The sequence below is a fragment of the Kitasatospora sp. NPDC089913 genome (assembly GCF_044748625.1).
GTDB lineage: Bacteria > Actinomycetota > Actinomycetes > Streptomycetales > Streptomycetaceae > Kitasatospora.
The window spans coordinates 1-25,010 of record NZ_JBIVGI010000026.1; the positions used below are offsets into that span (position 1 = coordinate 1).

20 protein-coding genes are annotated in these 25,010 nt (G+C 74.2%); 12 read left to right on the forward strand and 8 right to left on the reverse strand.

Going from position 1 to position 25,010, the window contains the following annotated elements; genetic code table 11:
- Window positions 1-119: 119 nt before the first annotated feature.
- Window positions 120-1,208, reverse strand: a complete 1,089-nt coding sequence (locus ACIPYS_RS30765) for a phosphotransferase enzyme family protein (protein WP_093861176.1) — start codon at window positions 1,206-1,208, stop codon at window positions 120-122.
- A gap of 65 nt (window positions 1,209-1,273) precedes the next feature.
- On the reverse strand, window positions 1,274-1,933 hold the full coding sequence (locus ACIPYS_RS30770) for a response regulator transcription factor (RefSeq protein WP_030392468.1): 660 nt from the start codon (window positions 1,931-1,933) through the stop codon (window positions 1,274-1,276).
- A 380-nt stretch (window positions 1,934-2,313) separates the two neighbouring features.
- Here ACIPYS_RS30770 and pdhA point away from each other — a divergent pair, with 380 nt between their 5' ends.
- From pdhA to ACIPYS_RS30785, 3 genes are read left to right on the forward strand one after another with little or no spacing between them, the layout of a single operon-like run.
- Complete coding sequence (gene pdhA, locus ACIPYS_RS30775; protein WP_093861175.1) at window positions 2,314-3,456, forward strand: pyruvate dehydrogenase (acetyl-transferring) E1 component subunit alpha; 1,143 nt, start codon at window positions 2,314-2,316, stop codon at window positions 3,454-3,456.
- The gene (locus ACIPYS_RS30780) at window positions 3,456-4,430 is read left to right on the forward strand and encodes an alpha-ketoacid dehydrogenase subunit beta (protein WP_400752255.1); all 975 of its coding nucleotides are present in this window, start codon (window positions 3,456-3,458) and stop codon (window positions 4,428-4,430) included. Before pdhA ends, ACIPYS_RS30780 begins: the two co-directional genes overlap by 1 nt.
- Window positions 4,431-4,445: 15 nt before the next feature.
- On the forward strand, window positions 4,446-5,849 hold the full coding sequence (locus ACIPYS_RS30785; protein WP_093861173.1) for a dihydrolipoamide acetyltransferase family protein: 1,404 nt from the start codon (window positions 4,446-4,448) through the stop codon (window positions 5,847-5,849).
- A gap of 343 nt (window positions 5,850-6,192) precedes the next feature.
- Here ACIPYS_RS30785 and ACIPYS_RS30790 read toward each other — a convergent pair whose 3' ends face one another.
- Entirely contained in the window at window positions 6,193-7,269 is a 1,077-nt protein-coding gene (locus ACIPYS_RS30790; RefSeq protein WP_400752259.1) for a hypothetical protein, read from the reverse strand.
- Window positions 7,270-7,653: 384 nt separating this feature from the next.
- Here ACIPYS_RS30790 and ACIPYS_RS30795 point away from each other — a divergent pair, with 384 nt between their 5' ends.
- Entirely contained in the window at window positions 7,654-8,889 is a 1,236-nt protein-coding gene (locus tag ACIPYS_RS30795) for a M64 family metallopeptidase (protein ID WP_093861171.1), read from the forward strand.
- An 86-nt stretch (window positions 8,890-8,975) separates the two neighbouring features.
- A complete protein-coding gene (locus ACIPYS_RS30800) occupies window positions 8,976-10,352 on the forward strand; it encodes a nitrate/nitrite transporter (protein WP_400752263.1) in 1,377 nt (458 codons plus the stop codon).
- A gap of 59 nt (window positions 10,353-10,411) precedes the next feature.
- On the opposite strand, the gene ACIPYS_RS30805 is transcribed toward ACIPYS_RS30800, so the two are convergent.
- Both ACIPYS_RS30805 and ACIPYS_RS30810 read right to left on the reverse strand, forming a co-directional pair.
- Window positions 10,412-11,251, reverse strand: a complete 840-nt coding sequence (locus ACIPYS_RS30805; RefSeq protein WP_400752266.1) for a Bro-N domain-containing protein — start codon at window positions 11,249-11,251, stop codon at window positions 10,412-10,414.
- 150 nt (window positions 11,252-11,401) lie between these two features.
- Complete coding sequence (locus tag ACIPYS_RS30810; RefSeq protein ID WP_093861168.1) at window positions 11,402-12,223, reverse strand: maleylpyruvate isomerase family mycothiol-dependent enzyme; 822 nt, start codon at window positions 12,221-12,223, stop codon at window positions 11,402-11,404.
- A 174-nt stretch (window positions 12,224-12,397) separates the two neighbouring features.
- Here ACIPYS_RS30810 and ACIPYS_RS30815 point away from each other — a divergent pair, with 174 nt between their 5' ends.
- The 3 genes from ACIPYS_RS30815 (at window position 12,398) to ACIPYS_RS30825 (ending at window position 15,321) form a co-directional block, all read left to right on the forward strand.
- Window positions 12,398-13,195, forward strand: a complete 798-nt coding sequence (locus ACIPYS_RS30815; RefSeq protein WP_400752269.1) for a carbon-nitrogen family hydrolase — start codon at window positions 12,398-12,400, stop codon at window positions 13,193-13,195.
- A 251-nt stretch (window positions 13,196-13,446) separates the two neighbouring features.
- On the forward strand, window positions 13,447-14,553 hold the full coding sequence (locus ACIPYS_RS30820; protein WP_400752272.1) for a GntR family transcriptional regulator: 1,107 nt from the start codon (window positions 13,447-13,449) through the stop codon (window positions 14,551-14,553).
- Window positions 14,554-14,673: 120 nt separating this feature from the next.
- Window positions 14,674-15,321, forward strand: a complete 648-nt coding sequence (locus ACIPYS_RS30825; RefSeq protein ID WP_093861165.1) for a hypothetical protein — start codon at window positions 14,674-14,676, stop codon at window positions 15,319-15,321.
- 127 nt (window positions 15,322-15,448) lie between these two features.
- Here ACIPYS_RS30825 and ACIPYS_RS30830 read toward each other — a convergent pair whose 3' ends face one another.
- The gene (locus ACIPYS_RS30830) at window positions 15,449-16,234 is read right to left on the reverse strand and encodes an SLATT domain-containing protein (RefSeq protein WP_400752275.1); all 786 of its coding nucleotides are present in this window, start codon (window positions 16,232-16,234) and stop codon (window positions 15,449-15,451) included.
- A 469-nt stretch (window positions 16,235-16,703) separates the two neighbouring features.
- Between ACIPYS_RS30830 and purD the strand changes: the two genes are divergently transcribed.
- From purD to ACIPYS_RS30850, 4 genes are all read left to right on the forward strand, one after another.
- Window positions 16,704-17,981 (forward strand): phosphoribosylamine--glycine ligase, encoded by a 1,278-nt coding sequence (purD, locus tag ACIPYS_RS30835; RefSeq protein WP_093861163.1) that lies wholly within the window; start codon window positions 16,704-16,706, stop codon window positions 17,979-17,981.
- Between the two features lie 648 nt (window positions 17,982-18,629).
- Window positions 18,630-20,207 (forward strand): hypothetical protein, encoded by a 1,578-nt coding sequence (locus ACIPYS_RS30840; RefSeq protein ID WP_093861162.1) that lies wholly within the window; start codon window positions 18,630-18,632, stop codon window positions 20,205-20,207.
- Window positions 20,208-20,441: 234 nt separating this feature from the next.
- On the forward strand, window positions 20,442-21,983 hold the full coding sequence (locus ACIPYS_RS30845) for a N,N-dimethylformamidase beta subunit family domain-containing protein (protein WP_400752280.1): 1,542 nt from the start codon (window positions 20,442-20,444) through the stop codon (window positions 21,981-21,983).
- 117 nt (window positions 21,984-22,100) lie between these two features.
- Window positions 22,101-23,000 (forward strand): phosphoribosylaminoimidazolesuccinocarboxamide synthase, encoded by a 900-nt coding sequence (locus ACIPYS_RS30850; protein ID WP_093861160.1) that lies wholly within the window; start codon window positions 22,101-22,103, stop codon window positions 22,998-23,000.
- Window positions 23,001-23,071: 71 nt separating this feature from the next.
- Here ACIPYS_RS30850 and ACIPYS_RS30855 read toward each other — a convergent pair whose 3' ends face one another.
- Both ACIPYS_RS30855 and ACIPYS_RS30860 read right to left on the reverse strand, forming a co-directional pair.
- Complete coding sequence (locus ACIPYS_RS30855) at window positions 23,072-23,692, reverse strand: response regulator transcription factor (protein WP_030392485.1); 621 nt, start codon at window positions 23,690-23,692, stop codon at window positions 23,072-23,074.
- 25 nt (window positions 23,693-23,717) lie between these two features.
- On the reverse strand, window positions 23,718-24,944 hold the full coding sequence (locus ACIPYS_RS30860; RefSeq protein WP_093861159.1) for a sensor histidine kinase: 1,227 nt from the start codon (window positions 24,942-24,944) through the stop codon (window positions 23,718-23,720).
- Window positions 24,945-25,010: the final 66 nt, after the last annotated feature.

Below are 25,010 nucleotides of genomic sequence, written 5' to 3' on the forward strand. Positions count from 1 at the left end.
CGCCGTCGTCCGGCCCGGGGCGGGGGGCGCGGCCCCCGCCCGGCGTGCCCAGCGTGTGCTTCCGCCCCGGGGGGGGGGGGGCGGGCCCCCCCCCGGCGGGGCCCGGCCGGCCCGCCGGTTCAGTTGGCGAAGGCGTCCAGGACCTGCTCGTACTCCTCGCACCACCACGCCAGCTGGCCCGCCGAGGCGGGGTAGAGCGGGTCGGCCCGGTGGTCGCCCCGCTGGTAGCGCCACTGGAGCATCCAGAAGTCGTTCAGCCGCTCCCACCAGACCCGGTGGGTCGCGGCGGCCAGGTGCTCGGCGGTGGCGGCCCCGGTGGCCCGGTAGGCCTGTGACCACTGCCGGACCCGGACGAGGTCCAGCACCCCGGTGACCCGGTCGTTGAGGACCAGGGTGGCCGCGCGCACGGCCTCCTCGGCGCGCGGCTGCCGGCCCAGCTTGTCCCAGTCCAGGACGGCCGCGATCCGTCCGTCCCGGTGCAGCAGGTTGAGCCCGTGGAAGTCGCCGTGGGTCCAGCCGGTGGGCGGAGCCGCGCCCGGGGCGGGACGCCGGTGGGCGTGCTCGGCGAGCAGCTCCAGCCGTTCGCCCAGCCGGCGCTCGACCAGCGCGTCCAGTTCGTCGCGGGGGTGGTGCTCGCGGGCCCGTTCGCGCAGGTCGTGGGCGAGTGCGGAGCTGTCGAGGGGATCGGCGCTGCGGTAGCCGGAGGGTTGTGCGACGGGCGCGCAGACCTCGTCGAGGGCGCCGTGCAGCCGGCCGAGCAGCGCTCCCAGTTCGGCGCACTGCGGCAGGGACAGTTCGGTTCCGTGGCGGTGCCCGCCGTCCACCCAGGGGAAGAGGGCGAACAGCCGGCCGCCGAACGGGGCGATGGTGCCGGTCCGTTCGGCGAGGGCGAGCGGGGGCTCGACGGGCAGGCCCAGGGCGGCGAGGGCGGCCATCGCCCGGTGGTGGCCGGCGACCGCCTCGCGGCCGGCGGTCGCGGCGTCGACGTAGCACTTCAGGAAGTAGCCGCCGGCCTCGGTGGTGACCCGGTAGCCGCGGTTCAGCAGGCCTTCGGCGACGGGTTCGGCGGTGAGCAGGCGGCCCACCCGGTAGCGGCGCAGGACCTCGGCGAGCGCCGCGTGGGGGACGGGAGGGCTGAGCGTTCCTATCGGGGGTGCGGTGAGGTCGGGACGGGCTGGTGCACAGGCAAGGGTCTGGCTGAAAGTCACAGCCAGAGGTTAGGACCTCTCGGCGGGGGCCCTTGACAGGTCGTAAATTGTGTGCTTCGCCCGTATCAGTGCTGCTGGTCCGCCTGGTGCCGCGCCACGAACGCCGCCGCCTGGGTCCGTCGCTCCATCCCCATCTTGGCGAGCAGACTGGAGACGTAGTTCTTCACCGTCTTTTCGGCGAGGTGCAGTTCATTGCCGATCTGACGGTTGGTCATCCCTTCGCCGATCAGGTCCAGAATGCGGCGCTCCTGTTTGGTGAGCTGGGAGAGCCGTTCGTCCTCCTTCTCGCCGCCGTCCCGCAGCCGGGCCAGCACCCGGCTGGTGGCGACCGGGTCGAGCAGTGACTTGCCGGCCGCGACGTCCCGGACCGCGGTGATCAGGTCGGTGCCGCGGATCGCCTTCAGCACATAGCCGGAGGCGCCCGCCATGATCGAGTCGAACAGGGCCTCGTCGTCCGAGAACGAGGTCAGCATCAGGCACTTGATCTCCGGCATCCGGGAGCGGATCTCCCGGCAGACCTCGACGCCGTTGCCGTCCGGCAGCCGCACGTCGAGCACCGCGACATCGGGGTGCACGGCCGGGATCCTGGTCAGCGCCTCGGCGGCGGTGCCGGCCTCGCCGACCACCTCGATGTCCTCCTCGACGGAGAGGAGTTCATGGACGCCCCGGCGGACCACCTCGTGGTCGTCGAGGAGGAATACCGTGATTTGTCCGTTATCAGTCACGCGCAAAGCCTCCCATATCACCCTACGAAAGACCTCTCGCTCGTACCGCGCCGGGGTCACGATCCGGCCAGAGCGGTCGAAACCGATGCCGGTAACCCCCTTACGCCGGAGGCTCCGCCCGGATAACGTGCGCTGGTGTCCTGAACGCGACCGAATTGAGAGCTGCGCCACACGCGCGGTTTGTAGACCCCGAACAAGTAGGACGTCCTAGCGCAGACGCGTCGAGGACGGACGCTGGGTAACGTTCTCGTGAGGGACGCCGTCGGAAAAGGATCACCACCTGCCCCGCTGCGGGTGCGCACACCCACGCGCGCCCCGCGAGGCGGTGACCGGACCGGTCACCGGCGACCCCGGGCGGCCGGACAGACCGAGGAGTGAACGTGACCGTCAAAAGCACGGCGAGGGCCCGCAAGAAGGCTGCCCCCGGCGTCCGCGCCACGGCCAAGGACGCCCAGCCGGAGCTCGTACAGCTGCTGACCCCGGAAGGCGAGCGGGTCGAGCACCCGGACTTCCCGCTCACCGTGGAGGCGGACGAGCTCCGGGCCCTCTACCGTGACCTGGTGCTGGTGCGGCGCTTCGACGCCGAGGCGACCTCGCTGCAGCGCCAGGGCGAGCTGGGCCTGTGGGCCTCCCTGCTGGGCCAGGAGGCCGCCCAGGTCGGTTCCGGCCGTGCGATGCGGCCGGGCGACTACGCCTTCCCCACCTACCGCGAGCACGGCGTGGCCTGGTGCCGCGACGTCGACCCGCTGAACCTGCTCGGCATGTTCCGCGGGGTGAACCACGGCGGCTGGGACCCGAACGAGAAGAACTTCCACCTGTACACCATCGTGATCGGCGCGCAGACCCTGCACGCCACCGGATACGCGATGGGCATCACCAAGGACGGCGCCGACGACGCGGTGATCGCGTACTTCGGCGACGGCGCCTCCAGCCAGGGCGACGTCAACGAGGCCTTCACCTTCGCCTCGGTCTACAACTCGCCGGTGGTCTTCTTCTGCCAGAACAACCAGTGGGCGATCTCCGAGCCCACCACCACCCAGACCAAGATCCCGCTGTACCGCCGGGCCTCCGGCTTCGGCTTCCCGGGCATCCGGGTCGACGGCAACGACGTGCTGGCCTGCCTCGCGGTGACCCGCTGGGCCCTGGAGCACGCCCGCACCGGCAACGGCCCGGTGCTGATCGAGGCCTTCACCTACCGGATGGGCGCGCACACCACCTCCGACGACCCGACCCGTTACCGGGCGGCCGACGAGACCGAGGCCTGGAAGGCCAAGGACCCGATCACCCGGCTCCGCACCCTCCTGGAGAAGGAGGGCCTGGCCGACGCGGAGTTCTTCGCCTCGATCGAGGCGGAGAGCGAGCAGCTCGGGCTGCGGGTGCGCGAGGGCGTGCGCAGCATGCCGGACCCCGACCCCACCCTGATCTTCGACCACGTCTACGCGGAGCCGCACGCGCTGGTCGATGAGGAACGGGCCGGGTACATCGAGTACGCGGCCTCCTTCGAGGCGGGGGAGAACCACTGATGGCCGGCCAGCTCAGCATCGCCAAGGCGCTCAACGGGGCGCTGCGCAAGTCGCTGGAGAGCGACCCGAAGACCGTCCTGATGGGCGAGGACATCGGCAAGCTCGGCGGCGTCTTCCGGATCACCGACGGCCTGCAGAAGGACTTCGGCGAGGACCGGGTGATCGACACCCCGCTCGCCGAGTCCGGCATCGTCGGCACCGCGATCGGCCTCGCGCTGCGCGGCTACCGCCCGGTCGTGGAGATCCAGTTCGACGGCTTCGTCTATCCGGCCTTCGACCAGATCGTCTCCCAGCTCGCCAAGATGCACGCCCGCGCGCTCGGGCACGTCAAGATGCCGGTCACGGTCCGTATCCCCTACGCGGGTGGTATCGGCGCGGTCGAGCACCACAGCGAGTCGCACGAGGCGTACTTCGCCCACACCGCCGGTCTGCGGGTGGTCAGCCCCTCCAACGCGCACGACGCGCACTGGATGCTGCGCCAGGCCATCGAGTCGGACGACCCGGTGATCTTCCTGGAGCCCAAGCGCCGCTACTGGGACAAGGGCGAGGTCGGCGACTCCGCCGACCTGGGCCTGCACGACGCCCGGATCGTCCGGCCCGGTGCCGACGCCACGCTGATCGCCTACGGGCCGATGGTCAAGGTCTGCCTGGAGGCCGCCGCGGCCGCCGAGGAGGACGGCCGCCGGCTGGAGGTCGTCGACCTCCGCTCGCTCACCCCGGTCGACTTCGCCGCCCTGGAGGAGTCCGTCAAGCGGACCGGACGCGGCATCGTGGTGCACGAGGCCCCGGTGTTCCTGGGCATGGGCGCCGAACTGGCCGCCCGGCTCACCGAGCGCTGCTTCTACCACCTGGAGGCGCCGATCCTGCGGGTCGGCGGCTACTACGCGCCCTACCCGCCGTCCCGGGTCGAGGAGTCCTTCCTCCCCGACCTGGACCGGGTGCTGGACGCCGTCGACCGCGCGTTCGCGTACTGAGACCGGGGAGCGCCGATGACCACCGAAGTTCGCTCGCTCCGCGAGTTCAAGATGCCCGATGTGGGCGAGGGCCTCACCGAGGCCGAGATCCTCAGCTGGTACGTCAAGCCCGGTGACACCGTCACCGACGGGCAGGTCGTCTGCGAGGTGGAGACCGCCAAGGCCGCCGTGGAGCTGCCGATCCCGTTCAACGGGGTCGTCGAGCAGCTGTTCTTCCCGGAGGGCGCGACGGTCGACGTCGGTACCGCGATCATCTCGGTCGCGGTGGCCGGAGCCGCGGGGGCACCCGCCGCCGTCGCCCCGGCCCCGGCCCCCGTCGCCGAGGCCCCCGAGGCGCCCGAGCCCGAGCGGCGCGAGGTGCTGGTCGGCTACGGTCCGCGGACCGGCGGCAGCCAGCGCCGGGCGCGGCGCACCACGGTCACGGCCACCGCCACGGCGGCCGTGCCGGCTCCGGCGCCCGTCGTCGCCCCGGCCCCGGTGCCGGTGGCGGCTGTCGAGGTGTCCGGCGACCGGCCGCTGGCCAAGCCGCCGGTGCGCAAGCTCGCCAAGGACCTCGGGATCGACCTGAGGGTCGTCACCCCGACCGGTCCGGACGGCGTGATCACCCGTGACGACCTGCACGCCCACGCGGCGGCCGCCGCCGCCCCGGCGCCGGCCCCGGCCGCCGAGCCGGCCGCCGCCGCCCCGGTGTCCACCGCCGTGGTGCTGCCCGGCGCGGGCGACGTCCGGGTGCCGATCAAGGGTGTCCGCAGGGCGACCGCGCAGGCGATGGTGGCCTCGGCCTTCACCGCCCCGCACGTCACCGAGTTCGTCCAGGTCGACGTGACCCGGACGATGAAGTTCGTCCGCCGGCTCAAGGAGAGCGGCGAGCTGGGCCGGGACGTCCGGGTCAGCCCGCTGCTGCTGGTCGCCAAGGCGCTGCTGACCGCGGTCAAGCGCCACCCCGGGATCAACGCCCAGTGGGACGAGGCGGCCCAGGAGATCGTCATCAAGGGCCAGGTGAACCTCGGCATCGCCGCGGCCACCCCGCGCGGCCTGATCGTCCCCAACATCAAGGACGCCGGGGCCCGGACCCTGTCCGGTCTTGCGGTCTCGCTCGGCGAGCTGATCGAGACGGCCCGCCAGGGGAAGACGGCGCCCGGCGACATGCAGGGCGGCACGATCACGATCACCAATGTCGGCGTCTTCGGCGTCGACAGCGGCACCCCGATCCTCAACCCCGGCGAGGCGGCCATCCTCGCCTTCGGGGCGGTCCGGGAACTGCCGTGGGTGCACAAGGGCAAGGTCGTCCCGCGTCAGGTCACCACGCTGGCCCTCTCCTTCGACCACCGGCTGGTGGACGGCGAGCTGGGCTCCAAGGTGCTGGCCGACATCGCGGGCATCCTGGAGCACCCGAAGCGCCTGATCACCTGGGGCTGACCCGCCCGGGAGACCCGAAGGGGCCCGGCTCCGCACCGATGTGCGGAGCCGGGCCCCTTCGTTCTCGGTCCCGGTGGTGTTCAGGACCAAGCGGTGTCGTCGTCGGTGCGGTCGACGTCGGTGCGGTGGCGGGTCTGCTCGTGCATGGTGCGGCTCCAGGTTTCGTCCTCTGACGAGTGGGACGTCCGGCTCCGGTCGGGGTTGTCGCGGTTCCGCCGGAACTTCCGGACCTCCCACGGCGCGGGCCCTCCCCGGTGCCGGTCGCGGCACGGGGGAGGGCCCCGGTGAGGTCCGTCGGTCGAGGACGGCGGCGGTGTCGTCGGCGCCGGCGTCCGCGTCCGGGTCAGCGCCGGGCGCGCAGGCGGCGGACGGTCAGCACCATGCCCGCACCGAGGGCGGCGAGGCCGGCGGCGAGGCCCGCGAGCAGGCCGTTCGGGGTGTCGGCGCCGGTCTGGGCGAGCTCCGGGGTGCCGGCCGGGGCGGTGGTGGCCGGGGCGGCGGTGGGGGTGCTCTTCGGTGCGGCCGGCGCGGCGGGCGCGGTCGCGGCGGGCTTCGCGGGCGCGGCGGCGGGCGCGGTCGGCTTCGCGGTGGCTGCCGGGGTGGCGTCGGAGACGGGCGCGGGCTTGGCGGCCGGCTTCGCGGGCGCGGTCGGCTTGGCGGTGGGCTTCGCGGTGGGCTTCGCGGTGGGCTCGGCCGGCTTGGCCGGGGCGGGCTTCGCGGTCCCGGGAACCTTGACCGTCATCTCCTTCTGCGCCCACTCGCTGCGCGACCCGTCCTCGGCGGTGGCCCCGAGGCCGACGTAGAGGAGGTCCAGGCCGGCCGGGGCACCCGCGGCGACGCTCACGCGGAAGGTGACGTGGTTGGCGTGGCCGTCCGCGACCGGGACCCCCTTGGCCGGGGTGGCGAACAGCGTCGGGTCGCAGCCGCGCCGCAGCGAGAGCTTCTGCCAGCTGCCGTCGGCGTTGTACTCGACGGCCAGGTACTTGGAGTCCAGGTACGAGACGCCGCCCTCGCCGTTGCCGGCCAGGTGGGCGGCGAGCGAGAGGGTCGGCACCACGTTGCGGTAGGCGGCCCCGGTGAAGTTGCCGATCTCGACGGGGACGTCGACCTTCGGCCCGCCCGCGGTGACGGCCAGCGAGGGGGTCATGAAGAAGCCGATCCCGGGGGCTCCGTCATGGGCGGCCGGCGCGGCCTTCCCGGCGTCGGTGCCGGGCTTCGCGGTGCCGGCCTTCGGGGCGGCGGGCGCGGTCGGCTTCGCGGTGGCGGCCGCGGCCGCCCCGTCCGACGCGCCGCAGGCCCAGGAGGACTCGGCGGTCAGGAGCTGGACGGAGCCGGCGAGCAGGACGGTGGCGGCGACGGCCGCGACGCGACGGCGGACGACGGTGCTCTTGGCGGAAGAGGGCATGGTAGACGTGCGCATGACAGGACCCCCGAGGTCTGATGTCGTGGTGACGGTGGTGTGGGTTTCGAAGGTGGCCGGATCGCTCCATCGCGTCGGAAGCGCCCCCCGGTCTGGCCGGTCATGCTCTCTCCCGCGTCCTTCGCTGGTACAGACAGCGATCCCGGGGCGTCAGTTGCAGGACGAACCAAAGATTCTCACGATTATTTTCGGTGGATCGAAGGTCACGGTCGGTGATCGACATCCGCCTGGTTGGACTCATAGGTATGACTGGTCAGATTCTTGTGGTTCGGCCAGTTCGGTGACTTTTTCGCCGTTCGGTGAGGGCGACACGCCGGGGCGGGTACGTCTTCGCGTCCACCACCCGGGCGACGCGGGTGACCGGAACGTCGAGGACGCACCCGTATGCCGCCTGGCAACCCTGGCCGGATCGTCCGGAGTCTGGCCGCGCTCGTGCTGGTGTCCACCGCCGTACTCCCGGCCGCGCTCGAACTGGCCGGGCCCTCACCGTTCGGGGTGATCGGGGCCGGCGCCCCGGCGGACCGCGCGGTCCCGCCGCACACCGCGGTGCAGCACGCCGATCTGCGCACCGCCGGGGACGCGCCGACCGTCGACATACGGCGGACCGGCGACCCGGCCAACCGGATCACCCTGGTCCTGCTCGGCGACGGCTACACCGCCGAGGAGCAGGACGTGTTCCGCGAACAGGCCGACCGGGCCTGGCGGGCGCTGATGGAGATCGAGCCGTTCCGCAGCTACCAGGGGTTCTTCAACATAAGGCGGGTCGAGGTGGTCTCCCCGGTCTCCGGCATCGCCGAGACCGAGAGCCGCGGCCGCAGCCCCGCCACCCCGCTCGGCATGCACTTCTGGTGCGAGGGCACCGCCCGGCTGCTCTGCGCCGACGAGGAGGCGACGGCCCGGTTCGCCGGCCGCGGCGACGGCCCGCAGTACCTGATCGCGCTGGCCAACTCCACCGAGTACGGCGGCGCCGGCGGCACCGGGGTGACCACCCTGGCCGGCGGCAGCCCGGACGCCGGCCGGATCATCCAGCACGAGATCGGGCACACCGTCGGCGACCTCGGCGACGAGTACGACAGCGCGCCCGACGACGCCGACTACCCCAACCTCTCCACCGAGAACGCCGACGACATGCGCCGCAAGCAGTCCAAGTGGTGGCGCTGGCTCGGCGCGGAGTCCCCGGACGGCGCCGGGACCATCGGCGCGTACCGCAGCGCCAACGGCATCTACCGGCCCACCCCGGACTCGGTGATGCGCACCCTCGGCGGGGCCTACAACCTGCCCTCGCGGGAAGCGATCATCGAGGAGATCTACCGCCGGATCCGGCCCACCGACGCCGCCGTACCGGCCCCGGGCGACGTCACCGGCCGGCCCAGGCTGGAGGTCCGGCCGGTCCCGCTGACCGGCGCCCGGCAGCTGCGGGTGGACTGGACGGTGGACGGCGTCCCGGTCGAGCCCCAGGCGGCGGACCGCAGCTGGCTGGACACCGCGTCGCTGCCGCTGGAGCCCGGGCACGCCGCGACCGTCACGGCGACCGTCCGGGACACCACGGACTGGGTGCGCGACGAGGCGTTCCGGGAGCGCTACATGACGCGCGCGGTCTCCTGGACGGTGGCCGGCTGAGGCGGAGCGGGAAGGGGCCGGTGGCGGGCTCCGTGGCGGCCGTCACCCTGGGCATCCAATGATGGGATGACTAATCTGGGGCCACTATGACCGTGGAGCCCGCCCGTTCAGCCCGCCCCCTGTCCGCCTCCGCTCCTCGCGCCACAGCCGACCGCACCGGTGGCACCACCGCCGGTCCGGCCGCCGTTCCGGCCGCCGGTCCCTGGCAGCCGCCCGGGGGCCGGGCCGCCTGGACCGCCTGGTCCATCGGGGCGAGCGTCTACGTCCTGGCCGTCATCCACCGCACCAGCCTCGGGGTCGCCGGTCTGGACGCCGCCGACCGCTTCGGCATCGGCGCCTCGGCGCTCTCCACCTTCTCGATCCTCCAGGTCCTCGTCTACGCGGCCATGCAGATACCCGTCGGCGTGCTGGTCGACCGGTTCGGCCCGCGCAAGGTCCTGCTGCTCGGCGTGGTGCTGCTCAGCACCGGCCAGCTCGCCTTCGCCTTCTCCGACGCCTTCGGCCCCGCGCTGGCCTCCCGGGCCGTGCTCGGCTGCGGCGACGCCATGACGTTCATCAGCGTGCTGCGGATCGCCGCCCGCTGGTTCCCCGCCGCGAAGAACCCGCTCGTCGCCCAGCTGACCGGCCTCGCCGGGATGAGCGGCAACCTGGTGACCACCGTCGTCCTCGCCCAGGCCCTGCACAGCGAGGGCTGGACGCCCACCTTCACCGCCATCGCCCTGCTCGGCATCGCCGTCTTCGCGCTCGTCGCGCTGTTCCTCCGCGAGTCGCCGGAGGGGCCCGCGCCGGCCGTCGCGGCGGCCGGACGGCCCCGCCCCGCCGTCGGCAAGCAGGTCCGGGACGCCTGGCGGGAGCCGGGCACCCGGCTCGGGCTCTGGATCCACTTCACCACGCAGTTCCCCGGCAACGCCTTCGGCCTGCTGTGGGGCCTGCCCTACCTGGTCCAGGCCCAGGGCATGACCCGCACCGGGGCGGGCGGGGTGCTCACCCTGCTGGTGCTCGCCAACATGAGCTTCGGCTTCCTCTTCGGCCGACTGCTCTCCCGGACCTCCCGGGCCCGGATGCCGATCGTGCTCACCACCATCGGCGTCACCGCGCTGCTCTGGGCGGTGACCCTCGCCTGGCCCGCGGGGCACCCGCCGCTCTGGCTGCTGGTCACGGTCGTCCTGGTGATGGGCAGCAACGGCCCGGCGTCCCTGGTCGGCCTCGACTACGCCCGCGCCCGCAACCCCGTCGAGCGCCTCGGCACGGCCTCCGGCATCGTCAACATGGGCGGATTCATCGGCACGATGATCACGCTGTTCGGCATCGGCGTGCTGCTCGACACCCTCACCCCGGACGGCGCGGCCGGGTACTCCGCGAGCGCCTTCCGGTGGGCGTTCTGCTGGCAGTACGTGCCGATGGCGGTGGGCACGGTGATGATCCTGCGGCTGCGCCGGAGGCTGGCGGCGGCTTCCGGCTAAGGTTCCCGACCTGCGGAAACGGGGGAACCCTCGGTCGGACCGAGGGTTCCCCCGTTCGGTCAGTCCGCGTACTCGCGCATGAACTCGGCGAACTGCCGGGGCGTTCCGTGGATCCGGTCGATCCGGCCGCAGTCCACCACCGCGTACATGAGGGCGTGGTCACGCGTCGGCTCGGCCGCCGGCTCGGACCGGGCTTCGTCCCGCATCCGGACCAGGTCCACGATCCGCAGCTTCGGGCAGCCCGGGACCGGCCGGCTCCCCCGGATCCCGACGCTCTCCCCGCCCCGGCACTCGAAGTACGGGCCGAACGGCGGCCCGCTGTCGTCCTGGCCGGGCAGCCGGAGGGACATCTCCCCGTGCCGGCAGTGGACCGTGCCGTCGGAGTGGACGGTCAGGCCCGGCCAGTCCTCGTGTTCGATTCGCGCGACGACGTACACCTGCTGCCCGATCGCCTCGGTGAGCGTCTCCGCCATCCGCCGCTGCTGGGTGGGGATGTCGGTGTCGCCCCGGCGGACGGAGGGGAGGAGTTCCCGGGTGACCCAGTCCTGGAACGGTTTGGCGGTCGGCTTGTTCGAGCGCATGATCAGCTTGTAGAGGCCGGCTTCGCTGATCACGTTCAGCATCGGATTGCCACGCTCGTAGGGTTTTTCACCTGCGGAAACGCGATTAACCTTCCCAAAAGTTAGGTTAATCGCGCGCGAGTTGATCACTCGCGTGTGTTCGATTCCGACGACCTGGCGGACACGACTCGGGTTCATGCGGCCCAACACCGTGCACACGTCCGCCGTGACGAACCACGGCTCGCCGTCGATCATCACGACCCTGATCGGCTGGCCCGTGACCGGGAAGCTCGACCGGACCAGTTCCATCCGCCCCTGCACTGTCTGTTCGTCGTCCATTTCGGACGCCCCTCCTTCTTCCGGGTGATGCTGACCGGAACAACGACGGCGAACAGGGGGGGGTACTGGTTCCAACGTGACGTACGGGAGCACGAGGCGCACCCACCCGGCGCGCGCGGTGCGTGTACGCCGGGCGGGTGACGCGGAGGGCTACGGGGTGACGGAGAAGTTGGCCAGGACGCGGTCGGCGAGCTCCCGGTCGCCCTCGACGATCACCGAGCCGGGCCGGCCGCGGCCGCAGGCGAGGCGGACGTAGGTCTCCCAGTCGAGGGTGAGCTGGACGTCGGGGGCCAGGCTGATGGACTCGTCCACGCTGCCGCGGCCGGAGGAGTCGACCCGGACGGTGCGCAGGAACTCGACCGGGCCGGTGACGTCGACGACCACGGTGCTGCCGGCCGGGGCGCCGGCCCGGTTGGCGACGGCCTTCGGCAGGCCCTGGAGCAGGACGTCGCGGGAGACCAGCGCGGCCGGGGAGTCGAGGTTGCCCGGCGTGCCGAGGGCGCGGCGGAGGTCCTGCTCGTGCACCCAGACGTCGAAGGCGCGCAGGCGGAGCAGCTCGTGGTACGGGATGTCGCGGCTCTGCGGGCCGGCCGGCCAGCGGACCGGCTCGTTCGGCAGCTGCTTGGCGTTCCGCAGCGCCCGGGAGCGGCGGATGATCGTGTAGTCCAGCTCGCCGGTCATCTCCAGCGCGGTGTGGCAGCGGCGCTTGTCGACGGGCAGTTCGAGGTAGCGGGCGGCCTCGGTGGTGACGTGCAGCAGGTCGCGGGGCAGCGCGTGGATCGGGCGCGGGTCGCCGAGGAGTTCGGACTCGACGGCGATCACGTGCGAGACCACGTCCCGGACCGACCAGCCGGGGCACTCGGTGGCCCGGTTCCAGGAGCCCTCCGGCAGGGGTGCCACCAGTTCGGATATCGCCTCGATGGACTGCGTCCACGCGTCGGTGTACGCCTGCACGGTCTGGTTGTCCGTCACGGGAATCTCCGGCCCTCCGTCAGCTGCCTTGCCACGCGTGTCGCGCGCTCGGGGACCGGTCGGGAAGGTCCGGGTCCCGGGCGCACACGCTAACCGCACGTTACGCTGCCGGGTGAGAGCAGGGCAGCGCTTTCGGGTGACGATCGTAGGACTCTTGCCGTGGACGGTGGTACTGTGCGCGCTTCATTGATCCAACTCGTGGTCTCCGACACGGAGCCCCCGGCCGAACGGCGGGCCCGCGCGGCCGCCCTGGTGCGGGCCCAGCGGGGATCCGACCTGGTGGTCCTGCCCGAGCTGTGGGCCCTCGGCGGCTTCGCCTACGACCTCTGGTCGGACGGCGCCGAGGCGCTGGACGGGCCGACCTCGGACGCGATGTCGGCGGCGGCGAAGGCGGCCGGCGTCTGGCTGCACGCCGGTTCGATCGTCGAGCGCGATCCGGACGGGCCGATCTACAACACCTCGCTGCTGTTCGCCCCGGACGGCGAGCTGGTGCACACCTACCGCAAGATCCACCGCTTCGGTTTCGACAGCGGCGAGGCGGTGGTGATGGGTGCCGGTCAGGAGATCGTCACCGCGGCCACCGACGTCGGCACGCTGGGCCTGGCGACCTGCTACGACCTGCGCTTCCCGGAGCTGTTCCGGGCGCTGCTGGACGCCGGGGCGCAGGTGCTGGTCGTCCCGGCGGCCTGGCCGGCGCGGCGGCGGGAGCACTGGACGCTGCTGAACCGGGCCCGCGCGGTGGAGGAACAGGCGTACGTCCTGGCCTGCAACACGGCGGGCACGCACGGCGGGGTGGAGCAGGCCGGTCACAGCATCGCGGTGGACCCGTGGGGCCGGGTGCTGGGCGAGGCCGGGCCCGGGGAGGAGGTGCTGACCGTGGAGTTCGATCCGGCCGAGGTGGCCAAGGCGCGGGCGGAGTTCCCGGTGCACCGGGACCGGCTGCTCGGCATCCCGGCGCCGGTCCAGCGCTGACGGCCCTCCCCGTCCGCGAGCCGGAGGGGCGGTGCGGCTCCGGACCGCGGCCGGGGGCCGGGCCGGGCAGTGGGGAACAGCGCAGAGGAGAAGAGAAGGGGCAGGACGGGGCGGGGGCGCGGGCGGGCGCATGTGGGGGGCTTGTACACAGCGGTGTCCTTTTTGAGAAGATGAGCCTTCGTCGTGTTACCAGCCGTTCTTCCGCCGGTCCGTCCCGTCAGGCCGCCGGCCCGCCCGAGGAGGTCGCGCGCATGTTCGGCACCGGTGCGGGCGGCTCCCGTCCCGCGATCCAGCGCAACAGCCTGCGCGAGCAGATCGCGGGCGCGCTGCGCGAGGAGATGATGGCCGGCCGGCTCGCGGCCGGGCGGAACTTCACCGTCAAGGAGATCGCCGAGCTCTACGAGGTCTCGGCGACCCCGGCCCGCGAGGCGCTGGTCGACCTCGCCGGACAGGGGCTGCTCCGGGCCGAGCACCACCGGGGCTTCACCGTTCCCGAGTTCGGCTGGGAGGACTTCCGCGAGATCTTCGAGTCCCGGGTGCTGATCACCGACAGCTACTTCCGTCGGCTGGCCGTGAACCCCGGCCCGCCGGACGACAGCCGGCTGCCCTCGCTGCGCCGCCGGGCCGACGCCGCGGTGCGGGCGGCCCGGGCGGGCAACCTGGACGTGATGGTGGGCTGCGACCGCCGGTTCTGGCAGGAGGTCGCCGGCCTGCTGGGCAACCGCCGGATCGCCGACTACCTGGACTGGCTGCGGGTGCAGTCGTGGATGTTCGCCGCGCGGTACCTGCGGTCGATGCCGCAGCTGGGCGGCGTCTGCTGGGACAGCCACCTCGACCTGGTGGACGCGATCGCGGCACGCGACGTGCCGCGCGCGCACCGGATCGTCTGCGAGTACAACCTCTTCACCGTCGGACTGCTGGCCGAGCTGGCCGGGCAGCAGGTGGAGTCGGTCGGGGTGCTGCCGCTGCTGACCGGCCGCCCGGTCGCCGGACCGGGCGGTCCCGGGGCCGGGGACGGCCCGGTGGCGGCCGTTGCATCCGGGACCGGGGAGGAGGCGGAGACGGACGGCGACCCGCGGCCGCAGTCCCCGGGCGTCACCGGGCCGGAGCAGCCGGCGCCGGGTGCCGCGCGCCACCCGGCGGAACCGGGCCGGGAGGCCGACGGCGCCCCGGGCCGGGAGCGCGACCTCGGCCGTGAACTGGGCCGCGAACTGGGCCGTGAACTGGGTCTGGGCCTCGGTCTGGTGCCGCAGCCGCGGTCGGTCCCGTACGGACGGTTCGGCCGCAGGCTGCCCGAACCGCCGTCCGGCCAACTGCCCGAGGGACGGCCCGATCCGCATCGCGCGCCGGGCCGGTAGGGTGGGCGGTCGTTCGTCCCGGCCGCTCCTCGTACCGACCGTCCGGGTACCGACCCCCGTCCGTCCGCCGTCCGCCCCCGCGCGGCCGGTTCCCGCCGCCCGGAGAGGAAGAGCCGGCCCATGGCCTGCGACCTCTGGCTCGTCCCGCTGGTGGACGTACTGAGCCACAGCCCCGACAACCCGTTCCGGGACGACCTCGCGCTCTACAACCGGGTACTGGCCGGCAACGGCCTGCCCGAGATGCCGGTCTACCGGTACGTGCCCGGGCTCAGCGGGGCGGTCGAGCCGATAGCCGCCTTCGACTACGACTCGCTGCACTTCCTGCGCCGGGCCTACCTGCTGGGCCTCACCGGCCTGGACATCACACCGGTGGACGCGCTGGGCGGGGACTACGAGCAGCTGCTGGAGATGTTCGAGAGCAGCGCCGAGCAGTCGCACCTGGTCTGGCACTTCGACCACGCCGGCGCCTATGTGCCGATCGAGTTCGCCGCCCCGCTGGTGGAGGAGTCGCTGCTGGCCTCGGGCGGGCCGCTCGGCTCCAGCCACGGGCTGCTGCGCGAGCTCCAGGCCGTGGCCCCGGCGCTGGGCATCGACCTCCTCGACCCGCCCGCGCCGACCAGGCCGCTCGGTCCGACCGGCCTGGAGCAGCCGTTCGGCCCGCCGCTGGACGACCTGCACCCGTTCGCCCGCGAGCGGCACGCCTGGGCGGGCCTGTACGCGGCGGCGACCCGGAGCCTGCACCAGGGCTCGATGGTCGTCTTCGCCTGAGCCGCCGGGCGTCGGCCGCCGACCGCCGGCCGACCCACGGTCGGCCGACCCACCGCCCGCCGACCCGCCGCCCCCTGCCCGCCGACGGCCGGCCGGCGCCCTCCCGCGCCCGGACGCCCGCCCCCCGCTACCGCAGCGGGCCCTCCGGCGGCCGCTGGCGCGGCATGGTGGGCCTGGCCCCCGGCGGCGGCAGCACCCGGACCTGGGCCCCGACGCCCGGCTCGGTACGCCCGCCCCAGCTGCCGGAGGCCTGGGTGGGCAGCCGGGTCATCCCGGCCCGGAACTCGAGCATCCACTCCGAGGTCTCGGTGCGGACCATGTCCGAGACGTCCTCGCAGAACCGCCGCAGCACCCCGAGGCACCGCTCGGCGGCCTCGCCCGCCGTCCCCTCGGTGGGGCCGAGCACCTCCCGGACGCACTCCGAGGCCCAGTCGAACTGGAAGGCCTCCAGCCGCCGCTGCAGCGCCTGCGCGGTGGAGACGTCGCGCATCCAGCCGGAGGTCAGCCCGAACGCCCGGTCCGCGCCGTAGCAGGCGCCGGCCAGCGCCAGCCCGACGTAGCCCCACTCGGTGGCGTGGGCGACCGTCCCGGTGAGGTCGACCAGCGGGGCGGTGACCCCGCCGACCGCGAAGCCGGTGGTGCCGAAGCGCAGCAGCCTGGCCCAGCGGCGCTTCCAGATCCGGTCCCGGCGGTACCAGTCGATCGCCTCGACCGCCCGCTCCTCGGACCAGCGGTACAGCTCCTCCAGCCGCTCGGCGGGCTCGCCCCAGTCCCCGAGCGGGAACTGGCGGGCACTCAGGTCGGACCGGCGGCGGGTCGACGCGCGGTGCGCGAGGGTCGCGGCGGGCGGGTCCTCCTCGCCGATCTCCTTGCCCCAGGCACTCTCCTCGGGCTGCATTTCCGGCTGGCTCACCTGTGGGGCTCCCTTGGCGGGCGGACGGCTGGTCTGGCTGGTCCCGACTCTGCGCGGACTGACGTGTCGTCGGCCTGACGGCCGGTGAAACGCCGGACAACGCGCCGAACACGCCGCCGTTCCGGGGCGGGTGCGGGCGTCCCGGGGCGGCACCGCCGACGGCCGCCGGCGGTGGTCCAACAGCACTTCTTACCGCCAAATGGCTGACCATGGGGGCGCTTCACCAATGATCGTTATCGGATTCGGCCACCGGATCCCGAGGTGGGAGGGTTGCGGCGGTCGGCGGGATTTCACCCGTCCGAGGGAGCCGCCGGTGACCCGCTGTCCTGACCCGGGCACCGCGGCGCGACTCCGGCACCCCGGGACTGGACGATCCTCCGAGGCCGTGCGTGTACCCGACCCCCTCGATCGTCTCTTCCTACGGGACCGGAGAGCGGCCGGAACCGGCCACCGACTACCCTTGCCCAGCGTGAAGGTCCTCGTCATCGGCGGCGGCGCCCGCGAACACGCCCTGTGCCGCTCTCTGTCCCAAGATCCCGCCGTGACCGAGCTGCACTGTGCCCCGGGCAACGCCGGGATCGCGCAGGTGGCGACGGTCCACCCGGTCGACCAGCTCGACGGCGCGCAGGTCACCGCGCTCGCCGGGCGGCTCGGCGCCGAACTGGTCGTGGTCGGCCCGGAGGCCCCGCTGGTCGCGGGCGTCGCCGACGCCGTGCGCGCGGCCGGTGTCCCGGTGTTCGGCCCGTCCGCGGAGGCCGCCCTGCTGGAGGGCTCCAAGGCCTTCGCCAAGGACGTGATGGCCGGCGCCGGTGTGCCCACCGCCCGCTCCTACCTCTGCACCACCGCCGCCGAGGCGGCCGAGGCCCTGGACGCCTTCGGCGCGCCCTACGTGGTCAAGGACGACGGCCTGGCCGCCGGCAAGGGCGTCGTGGTCACCTCCGACCGCGCCGAGGCGCTGGCCCACGCCGAGGCCTGTCTGGCGGCTGGTCCCGGACGTCCGGGCGGCGGGAGGGTGGTGATCGAGGAGTACCTGGACGGCCCCGAGGTCTCGCTCTTCGCGATCACCGACGGCACCACCGTCCTCCCGCTCCAGCCCGCCCAGGACTTCAAGCGCGCCCTGGACGGCGACCAGGGTCCCAACACCGGCGGCATGGGTGCCTACTCGCCGCTGCCCTGGGCCCCCGAGGGCCTGGTCGAGGACGTCCTGGCGACCGTGCTGCAGCCGACCGTGGACGAGCTGCGCCGCCGCGGCACCCCGTTCTCCGGCCTGCTCTACGCCGGTCTGGCGCTGACCTCGCGCGGCACCCGGGTGATCGAGTTCAACGCCCGCTTCGGCGACCCGGAGACCCAGGTCGTGCTGGCCCGGCTGCGCACCCCGCTGGCGGGCGTGCTGCACGCCTCGGCCACCGGGACCCTGGACGAGCTGGAGCCCCTGCGCTGGGACGAGGGCGCCGCGGTCACCGTGGTGATCGCCGCCGAGGGCTACCCGGCCGCGCCGCGCACCGGCGACCCGATCGAGGGCCTGGCCGAGGCGGAGTCCGCCGACGGCACCGCCTACGTGCTGCACGCCGGGACGAAGGCGGACGGCGAGGGCCGGGTGCTGAGCGCCGGGGGCCGGGTGCTGTCCGTCACCGCGACCGGCGCGGACCTGGTCGAGGCGCGCGAGCGGGCGTACCGGTCGGTCGGGCTGATCTCACTGGCCGGCGGCCAGCACCGCGGGGACATCGCCCTGAAGGCCGCGCAGTAGCGGCCGCCCGCCCCCGTTCCGTCCCCGGGCCCCCGGCACGCCTCCGCGCGCCGGGGGCCCGGGCGTTCCGGGCCGCGCCCGCCTCGCCAGGGCCGTCGGCGCGGCCCCCGTGGGCACGTCCGGTCCGAGCCCCGGCACCCTCCTCGCGCCCCGGGACAACCCCCATGGACGCAGCGCGCCCCGGTGTTTCCGGGCCGGGTGGGACGGGAGCGGCGCCCGGTGCCGCCACACCGTTCGGTCCCCGGAATCCAGCCCATCGAGTGACAGCGACCGCATCCGGCTGACGTAACCCGCTGCCCGGCCTTATGGTGCGCTGGACCACGGCACCACAGGTCGGGCGGCTTCCGGCCGCCGCCGGGTGAGGGCGGTCGTGCGGGGGGATGCTGGACGGCGTCCGGCCGGACCGGACCCGCCGGGCGCTTCCCGGGGGCGGCCGTCCGGTTTTCGGGCGGTGTCACCGGGACGAGTGGAAACCGGGCCGATCCGGAACACCCACCCGGACCCGGGCGTCGAAAATGTCGGAAGCGCCACGCAGCATGTACTACCGGGGCTCGGACACCACCGTTTCCCGGTCGGAACTGATCGTTTCGAATCGGCTCAGGGCCCCGTCACGGGTGTCCCGGGGCTCCGAAGGGGGTGCCGCACCGTATGGCCGCTGTCGACACCGCGCGCGCTCACGCCCAGGCGGTCCTGCGGATCCGGGGTCTCGCCCTGGCCGCCGCCGCGCTGCCCGCCGCCACCGCGGTGGTGCTGCTCGCCGGCCGGTTCACCGGGCGGATCGGTGCCCCCGGCTCCCCCGACGGGGTGGGCTGGGACATCGCCCGCTGGACGGTCTGCGCGGTGGCCGCGCTGACCCTCCTGGTGGCCGGGCTGGCCGCCCGCGCCTACCGCCGGGCCGTTCCGCCGCAGACCCCGGCCGTGCCGCTGGACCGCGCCCAGGCCCCCGAGCTGTACCGGCTGATCGACGAACTCGCGGACCGGCTGGAGGTCCCCGCGCCGTCCGCCGTGGCGCTCACCCCGGACTGCGACAGCTGGCTCGAGGACGTGCCCGCGCCGGGGCCCCGCCGCTCCCGGGCGGCCGGCCACGAACCGACCGCCCCGGTGCTGGTCGTCGGCTCGCCGTTCCTCTGGTGGATGCGCGCCGGTGAGCTGCGGGCCCTGCTCGCCCCGGTGGTGGCCGGCACCGCGGCCGCCGCGGACCCGGAGATCGCCGCCGCCCGGCACTTCCTGCGCGCCCTGGACGCCAGCCTGGACGCGGGTCCCGCCGACGGACCGGCCGGCCTCCCCGGGGGCTGCGCACCGCGCCCGCCCCGCCGGGGCCCGGTCGCCCTGACCGACCGCCTCACCGACCGGATCACCCGCCGGCTGCTGGGCGCCTGCCGCGAGCACGCCGCCGAGCTGGAGCGCTCCGTCGCCGGCTGGGCCTCCGAGCAGGCCCGCGGCGTCGACTACGGCCTGCGGATCGCGGCCCAGGAGCAGGTCGGCCTCGCCTACGCGGGCTGGGACCGGCTGCTCACCCGGGTCGCGCTGCCCGCCTGGCGGCTCGGTCGGCACCCGGCGCACCTGAACGCCGGAGTGGTGGCCGCGCTCACCGAGCTGTCCCGGCGCGACCGGCTGGCCGACGGCTACAGCAGCCGGCTCGGCGACCGCCCGGCCTGCGACCTGCTGGAGGAGCCCGGCGAGGTGGACGCCGCGGTCTCCCGGCTCGCCGCCGAACTGTTCTTCGGGGCGCCCGCCTCCGGCGCCTGGCGCGAGCTGGAGTGGGTCGACTACCCGGCCGAGGTGGTGGACGCCGGCTGGCGGGCCCGCGCCGCCGCCCTGCAGTCCGCGCTGGACCTGCTCGCCCCGCAGGCCCGCCCCGGGGCCCCGACCCTGACCCGGTTGCTGGGCCGGCTGGCCGACGGCGACGGCGAGCGGCTGGCCGCCGCGCTCGCCGCCCAGCTGGCCCGCGCCACCACGCCCGCGCCGCTGCTCGAACCGGTCCGCTCCGGGCGGGACGTCCTGGTCGACCACGTCACCGCGATGGTCTGCTGCGCCGCCGTGGACACCGCGGGCGCCGTCCCCGGGCTCGACTGGCTGGACGGCCCGGTGCTGCTGCTCGGCGGGGTCCGCCGCACCGACCTGGCCGAGCCGGTCGCCCAGGCCGTCGAACAGGGCCAGGACGGGCCGTTGCGGGCCTGGCTGGACGCCGCGGACGTCCGGCTGGAGAAGCCGGTCCGGCTCTGACCCCGCCCCGGCCGGCGGCTCGGGGGCGTGAGCCCCGGTGGTGAGCGCCCCCGGCCGGACCGGCAGCCCCGGGTCTTCGCAGGCCGGAGGCCGTCCTTCCGACGGCCCGGAAGATTCCCGCCACTAGTTGCTACCGTGGGGTGACGCAGCGCCAGCACGGTGTGGTGTATTAGACCGCACGCACATCCGGGAGGCACGTGCCAACCGGCGAAGGTGCACCTGGGAGGGGCGCGCGTGGGGACCGAACTCAACCGCCGCTGGGAGTCCGGGACGCACGCGCACAGCGTCTCCGACCCCTTCGGCCAGGGCCCGCTGCCCTGGCTGCGCAGCCCGGACCAGTACGTCGCCGGTGCCGAGGGCGTCGAGGTGCCCTGGTACGTCTCGGTGGACGCGCCCGGGCAGCGCCCGCTGTCCGCCGGGGTGCGGGGCAGACCGGCGGTCGGCAGCCCGCTCGGCGCCAACGACGAGGAACAGCAGATCAAGGGCTTCGCCTCGGCCGGGGTGGTCCGTCCCGGCGGCTCGGTGGACCTGCGGGTCACCGTCAACCCGCCCCGCGAGTTCACCGTCGACGTCTTCCGGATCGGCCACTACGCGGGCGACGGCGCCCACCACATGACGTCCAGTCCGCTGATCGCCGGCATGTCCCAGCCGGCCCCGATGGTGGTCGGCCGGACCGTCTCCTGCCACCACTGGTGGCACACCTGGCGGCTGCAGGTCCCGCAGCACTGGCGGCCCGGCGCCTACGTCGCCGTGCTCACCACCGCCGACATGCTGCACCGCAGCCACATCCCTTTCACGGTACGGGACTTCGAGGACCAGAACCGCTCCGCCGAGCTGCTGCTGGTGCTGCCCGACGTGACCTGGCAGGCGTACAACCTCTTCCCCGAGGACGGCCGCAGCGGCGCCAGCCTCTACCACGCCTGGGACGGCGGCCGGCTGGTCGGCGAGCCCGAGGCGGCCGTCACCGTCTCCTTCGACCGGCCGCACGCCACGGCCGGGCTGCCGCTGCACGTCGGCCACGCCTACGACTTCATCCGCTGGGCCGAGCGCTACGGCTACGACCTCTCCTACGCCACCGCCACCGACCTGCACGCCGGCCTGGTCGACGCCTCCCGGCACCGGGCGCTGGTCTTCCCCGGCCACGACGAGTACTGGTCCGAGCCGATGCGACGCGCCGCCGAGCGGGCCCGGGACGGCGGCACCTCGCTGGTCTTCCTCTCCGCCAACACCATGTACTGGCGGGTCGAGCTGAGCCCGGGCCCCTCCGGCGAGCCCAACCGGATGCTCAACTGCCGCAAGCGCCAGAAGGTCGGCCCGGGCAGCCCCGCGGCCGGGGTGCCCGGCGCCGCCAGCGCGCTGTGGCGCGACGCGGGCGAGCCCGAGCAGCACCTGCTCGGGCTGCAGTACTCCGGCCGGGTCGCCGCACCGGTTCCGCTGGTCGCCCGGCACACCGCGCACTGGCTCTGGGACGGCACCGGCGTCCAGGAGGGCGAGGAACTGCCCGGGCTGGTGGCCGGCGAGGCGGACCGCTACTACCCCAAGGTCGCGCTGCCCGAGCACAGCGAGCGGGTGCTGCTCGCGCACTCCCCGTACCGGGACCTGGCCGGCCGCGTCCGGCACCAGGAGACCTCGCTCTACCGGGCGCCGAGCGGCGCGTACGTCTTCGCCTCCGGCACCTTCGCCTGGTCGCCCGCGCTGGACCGCCCGGGGCTCACGGACGAGCGGATCCAGCGGGCCACCGCGAACCTGCTGGACCGGCTCTGCAAGAACGGCTGACCGCCGCGGTCCGGGTCCGGCCCCCGGGCCGGGCCGGTGGCCATGACAGACTCGACCCCAGTGACCTCCCCTTTCGCGCCCCACGCCCGCGAACGACCCCTGAGGACTGAGACGATCTTGAGCGGATTTGTCACCAAGCCCGAGCCGGTCCAGGTGCCCGGCCTGGTCCACCTGCACACCGGCAAGGTGCGCGACCTGTACCGCGCCGAGTCGGGCGAGCTGGTGATGGTCGCCAGCGACCGCACCTCGGCCTACGACTGGGTGCTGCCCAACGAGATCCCGGACAAGGGCCGCATCCTCACCCAGCTCTCGCTGTGGTGGTTCGAGCGGATCGCCGACATCGTGCCCAACCACGTGGTCTCCACCGAGGTCCCGGCCGGAGCCCCGGCCGACTGGAAGGGCCGCACCCTGGTCTGCCGCAGCCTGGACATGGTGCCGGTCGAGTGCGTCGCCCGCGGCTACCTGGCCGGCTCCGGCCTGGAGGAGTACCGGGTCTCCCGCACCGTCTGCGGCGTCGCGCTGCCCGAGGGCCTGGAGGACGGGTCCGAGCTGCCCGCCCCGATCTACACCCCCGCCCTGAAGGCCGAGGTCGGTGAGCACGACGAGAACGTCCCCTACGAGGAGACCGCCCGCCGGGTCGGCGCCGAGCTGGCCGACCAGCTCCGCCGGACCACCCTGGACGTCTACTCCCGGGCCCGGGACATCGCCCGTGACCGGGGCATCCTGCTGGCCGACACCAAGTTCGAGTTCGGCCTGCTGGACGGCGAGCTGGTGATCGGCGACGAGGTGCTCACCCCGGACTCCTCGCGCTTCTGGCCGGCCGACGAGTGGGAGCCGGGCCACCCCCAGCCCTCCTTCGACAAGCAGATCGTCCGCGACTGGCTGACCTCCCCGGCCTCCGGCTGGGACCGGAAGAGCGAGCAGCCGCCGCCGGAGCTGCCGGCCGAGGTGGTCGAGCGGGTGCGTGCCAAGTACGTCGAGGCGTACGAGCGGATCACCGGCCTGACCTGGGCCTGACCTGGGCCTGAGCCCCGGCCCGACCCGGGCGGCCCGGCCGGTCCGGGGCCGGGCCGCCCGCGGGCCGGCGGTCAGATCCAGCCGTGCTCGCGGGCGATCCGCACCGCCGCGTGCCGGTTCTCCGCGCCCAGCTTGGCGACGGCCGAGGACAGGTAGTTGCGCACGGTGCCCTGGGAGAGCGAGGCGCGTTCCGCGATCCCGGCGATCGAGGTGCCGTCGGCGGCCAGTTCCAGCACATCGGTCTCGCGCGGGGTCAGCGGTGTCTCCCCGGCGGAGATCGCGTCCGCCGCGAGCTCCGGGTCGACGTACCGGCCGCCGGCCCGGACGGTCCGGATGATCCCGGCCAGGTCCGCCGCGGAGACGGTCTTCGGCAGGAACCCCCGGACGCCGACCTCCAGCGCCCGCTTCAGGTAGCCGGGGCGGCCGTGGCCGGTGACGATCATGCAGCGGCAGTCCGGCAGCAGCGCGCGCAGCCGGGTGGCCACCTCGATGCCGTCCAGGCCGGGCATCTGGAGGTCCAGCACCGCGATGTCCGGCCGGTGCGCCTCGGCCATCGCCAGCGCCTCCGGTCCGGAGGCCGCCTGCGCGACCACGGCGATGTCCTCCTCCAGGGAGAGCAGCGCGGCGAGCGCGCCGCGGATCAGGTGCTCGTCGTCGGCGAGCAGGACGCGGACGGGCGCGGGGTCGGTCATCGGCGGGCCTTCCGTACGGCGGGGGTCAGAGCGGGACGCTGGCGAGCAGCCGGAAGTGTCCCGGCCCGGCGTCCGGGACGGTCAGTTCGCCGTTGTGGGCGGCGAGCCGTTCCCGCAGGCCGCTCAGGCCGGTACCGCCGCCCTGGGAGGGCAGCGGTACGGCCGGCACCCCGTCATTCTCCAGCTCCAGCAGGGCCCGGCCGCCCTCGTGGCGGAGCCTGATCGAGCAGTGGCCCGCCTCGCTGTGCCGGAGCACGTTGGTGGTGGCCTCGCGGATCACCCAGCCGAGCACCGACTGGACCGCCTCCGGCAGTTGCTCGGCGTGCTCGCCGAGGTCGATCTCGCAGGCCACATCGGCCGAGCGGAGCACCGCGCGGGCGCCGACCGCCTCCGCGTGCAGGGCCGCCGTGCGGTAGCCGCGGACCACGTCGCGGACCTCGCGCTGGGACTCCTGGGCGATCTGCTGCACCTCGGCCATCTGCTCGGCGGCCTCCGGGCGGCCGCGCCGGGCCAGCTGGACGGCCAGCTCGCTCTTGAGCGCGATGGTGGTGAGGTTGCGGCCCATCACGTCGTGCAGGTCGCGGGAGAACCGCAGCCGCTCCTCGGCGACGGCCAGCCGGGCCTGCGCCTCGCGGGCGGTGTCCAGCTCCTGGACCACCGACTGGAGCCAGGCGAAGCTGCGGCAGCTGCAGCCGATGAAGACCATCACCAGGCCGCTGCCGACCAGGATCCCGGCGGTGGTGCCGGGCTCGGCGCCGACCAGCAGCATCGCGGGAGCGACGGCCAGCAGCGCCGCGGCGCCGGCGAGCGCCGCCCGGCGCGGCGGCAGTCCGACCGAGGCCGGGCCGAAGGAGGAGAACAGCATGGTGCTGACGATCGGGAGGGTGAAGACCACCTGCTCCCCGCCGGGGACCGGGTCGACCCGCGGGCCGAGCAGCAGCAGCACCCAGGCGCCGGCCACCGCGACGCCGCCGGTGAGGGCGAGCCAGCGCAGGTGGTCGGTGGGCCGCTTGAGGTAGTGGTCCAGCGAGGTGCGGTAGGCGCGCAGGGTGACCAGAGTGAGGGCGAGGCCGAGCACCAGGGCGACCCTGGACGCGGGCTCGGCGCCGGAGTCCGGGTCGGCCGAGTTGATCAGCACGGTGACCGGCAGCGGAGCCAGCGCCATCAGGTAGAGCGACCAGCGGAGGTAGAGCTCGGAGCGCTGGGGCTTGGAACGGCCCCGCCATGCGCGCACCGGATTCACGACATCCATTTCTTCCGCTCCCCGTTCCGTCATGATCGTGCTGCGGCCTTCTTATCAGAGGTCGAACGGGGAGCG

Bases quoted from the DNA above. Each gene is read 5' to 3' on its own strand.
- ACIPYS_RS30780 (WP_400752255.1), top strand. From the start codon at position 3,456: ATGGCCGGCCAGCTCAGCATCGCCAAGGCGCTCAACGGGGCGCTGCGC.
- ACIPYS_RS30785 (WP_093861173.1), top strand. From the start codon at position 4,446: ATGACCACCGAAGTTCGCTCGCTCCGCGAGTTCAAGATGCCCGATGTG.
- ACIPYS_RS30790 (WP_400752259.1), bottom strand. From the start codon at position 7,269: ATGCGCACGTCTACCATGCCCTCTTCCGCCAAGAGCACCGTCGTCCGC.
- ACIPYS_RS30795 (WP_093861171.1), top strand. From the start codon at position 7,654: ATGCCGCCTGGCAACCCTGGCCGGATCGTCCGGAGTCTGGCCGCGCTC.
- ACIPYS_RS30800 (WP_400752263.1), top strand. From the start codon at position 8,976: ATGACCGTGGAGCCCGCCCGTTCAGCCCGCCCCCTGTCCGCCTCCGCT.
- ACIPYS_RS30805 (WP_400752266.1), bottom strand. From the start codon at position 11,251: ATGGACGACGAACAGACAGTGCAGGGGCGGATGGAACTGGTCCGGTCG.
- ACIPYS_RS30820 (WP_400752272.1), top strand. From the start codon at position 13,447: ATGTTCGGCACCGGTGCGGGCGGCTCCCGTCCCGCGATCCAGCGCAAC.
- ACIPYS_RS30825 (WP_093861165.1), top strand. From the start codon at position 14,674: ATGGCCTGCGACCTCTGGCTCGTCCCGCTGGTGGACGTACTGAGCCAC.
- ACIPYS_RS30840 (WP_093861162.1), top strand. From the start codon at position 18,630: ATGGCCGCTGTCGACACCGCGCGCGCTCACGCCCAGGCGGTCCTGCGG.
- ACIPYS_RS30855 (WP_030392485.1), bottom strand. From the start codon at position 23,692: ATGACCGACCCCGCGCCCGTCCGCGTCCTGCTCGCCGACGACGAGCAC.
- ACIPYS_RS30860 (WP_093861159.1), bottom strand. From the start codon at position 24,944: ATGGATGTCGTGAATCCGGTGCGCGCATGGCGGGGCCGTTCCAAGCCC.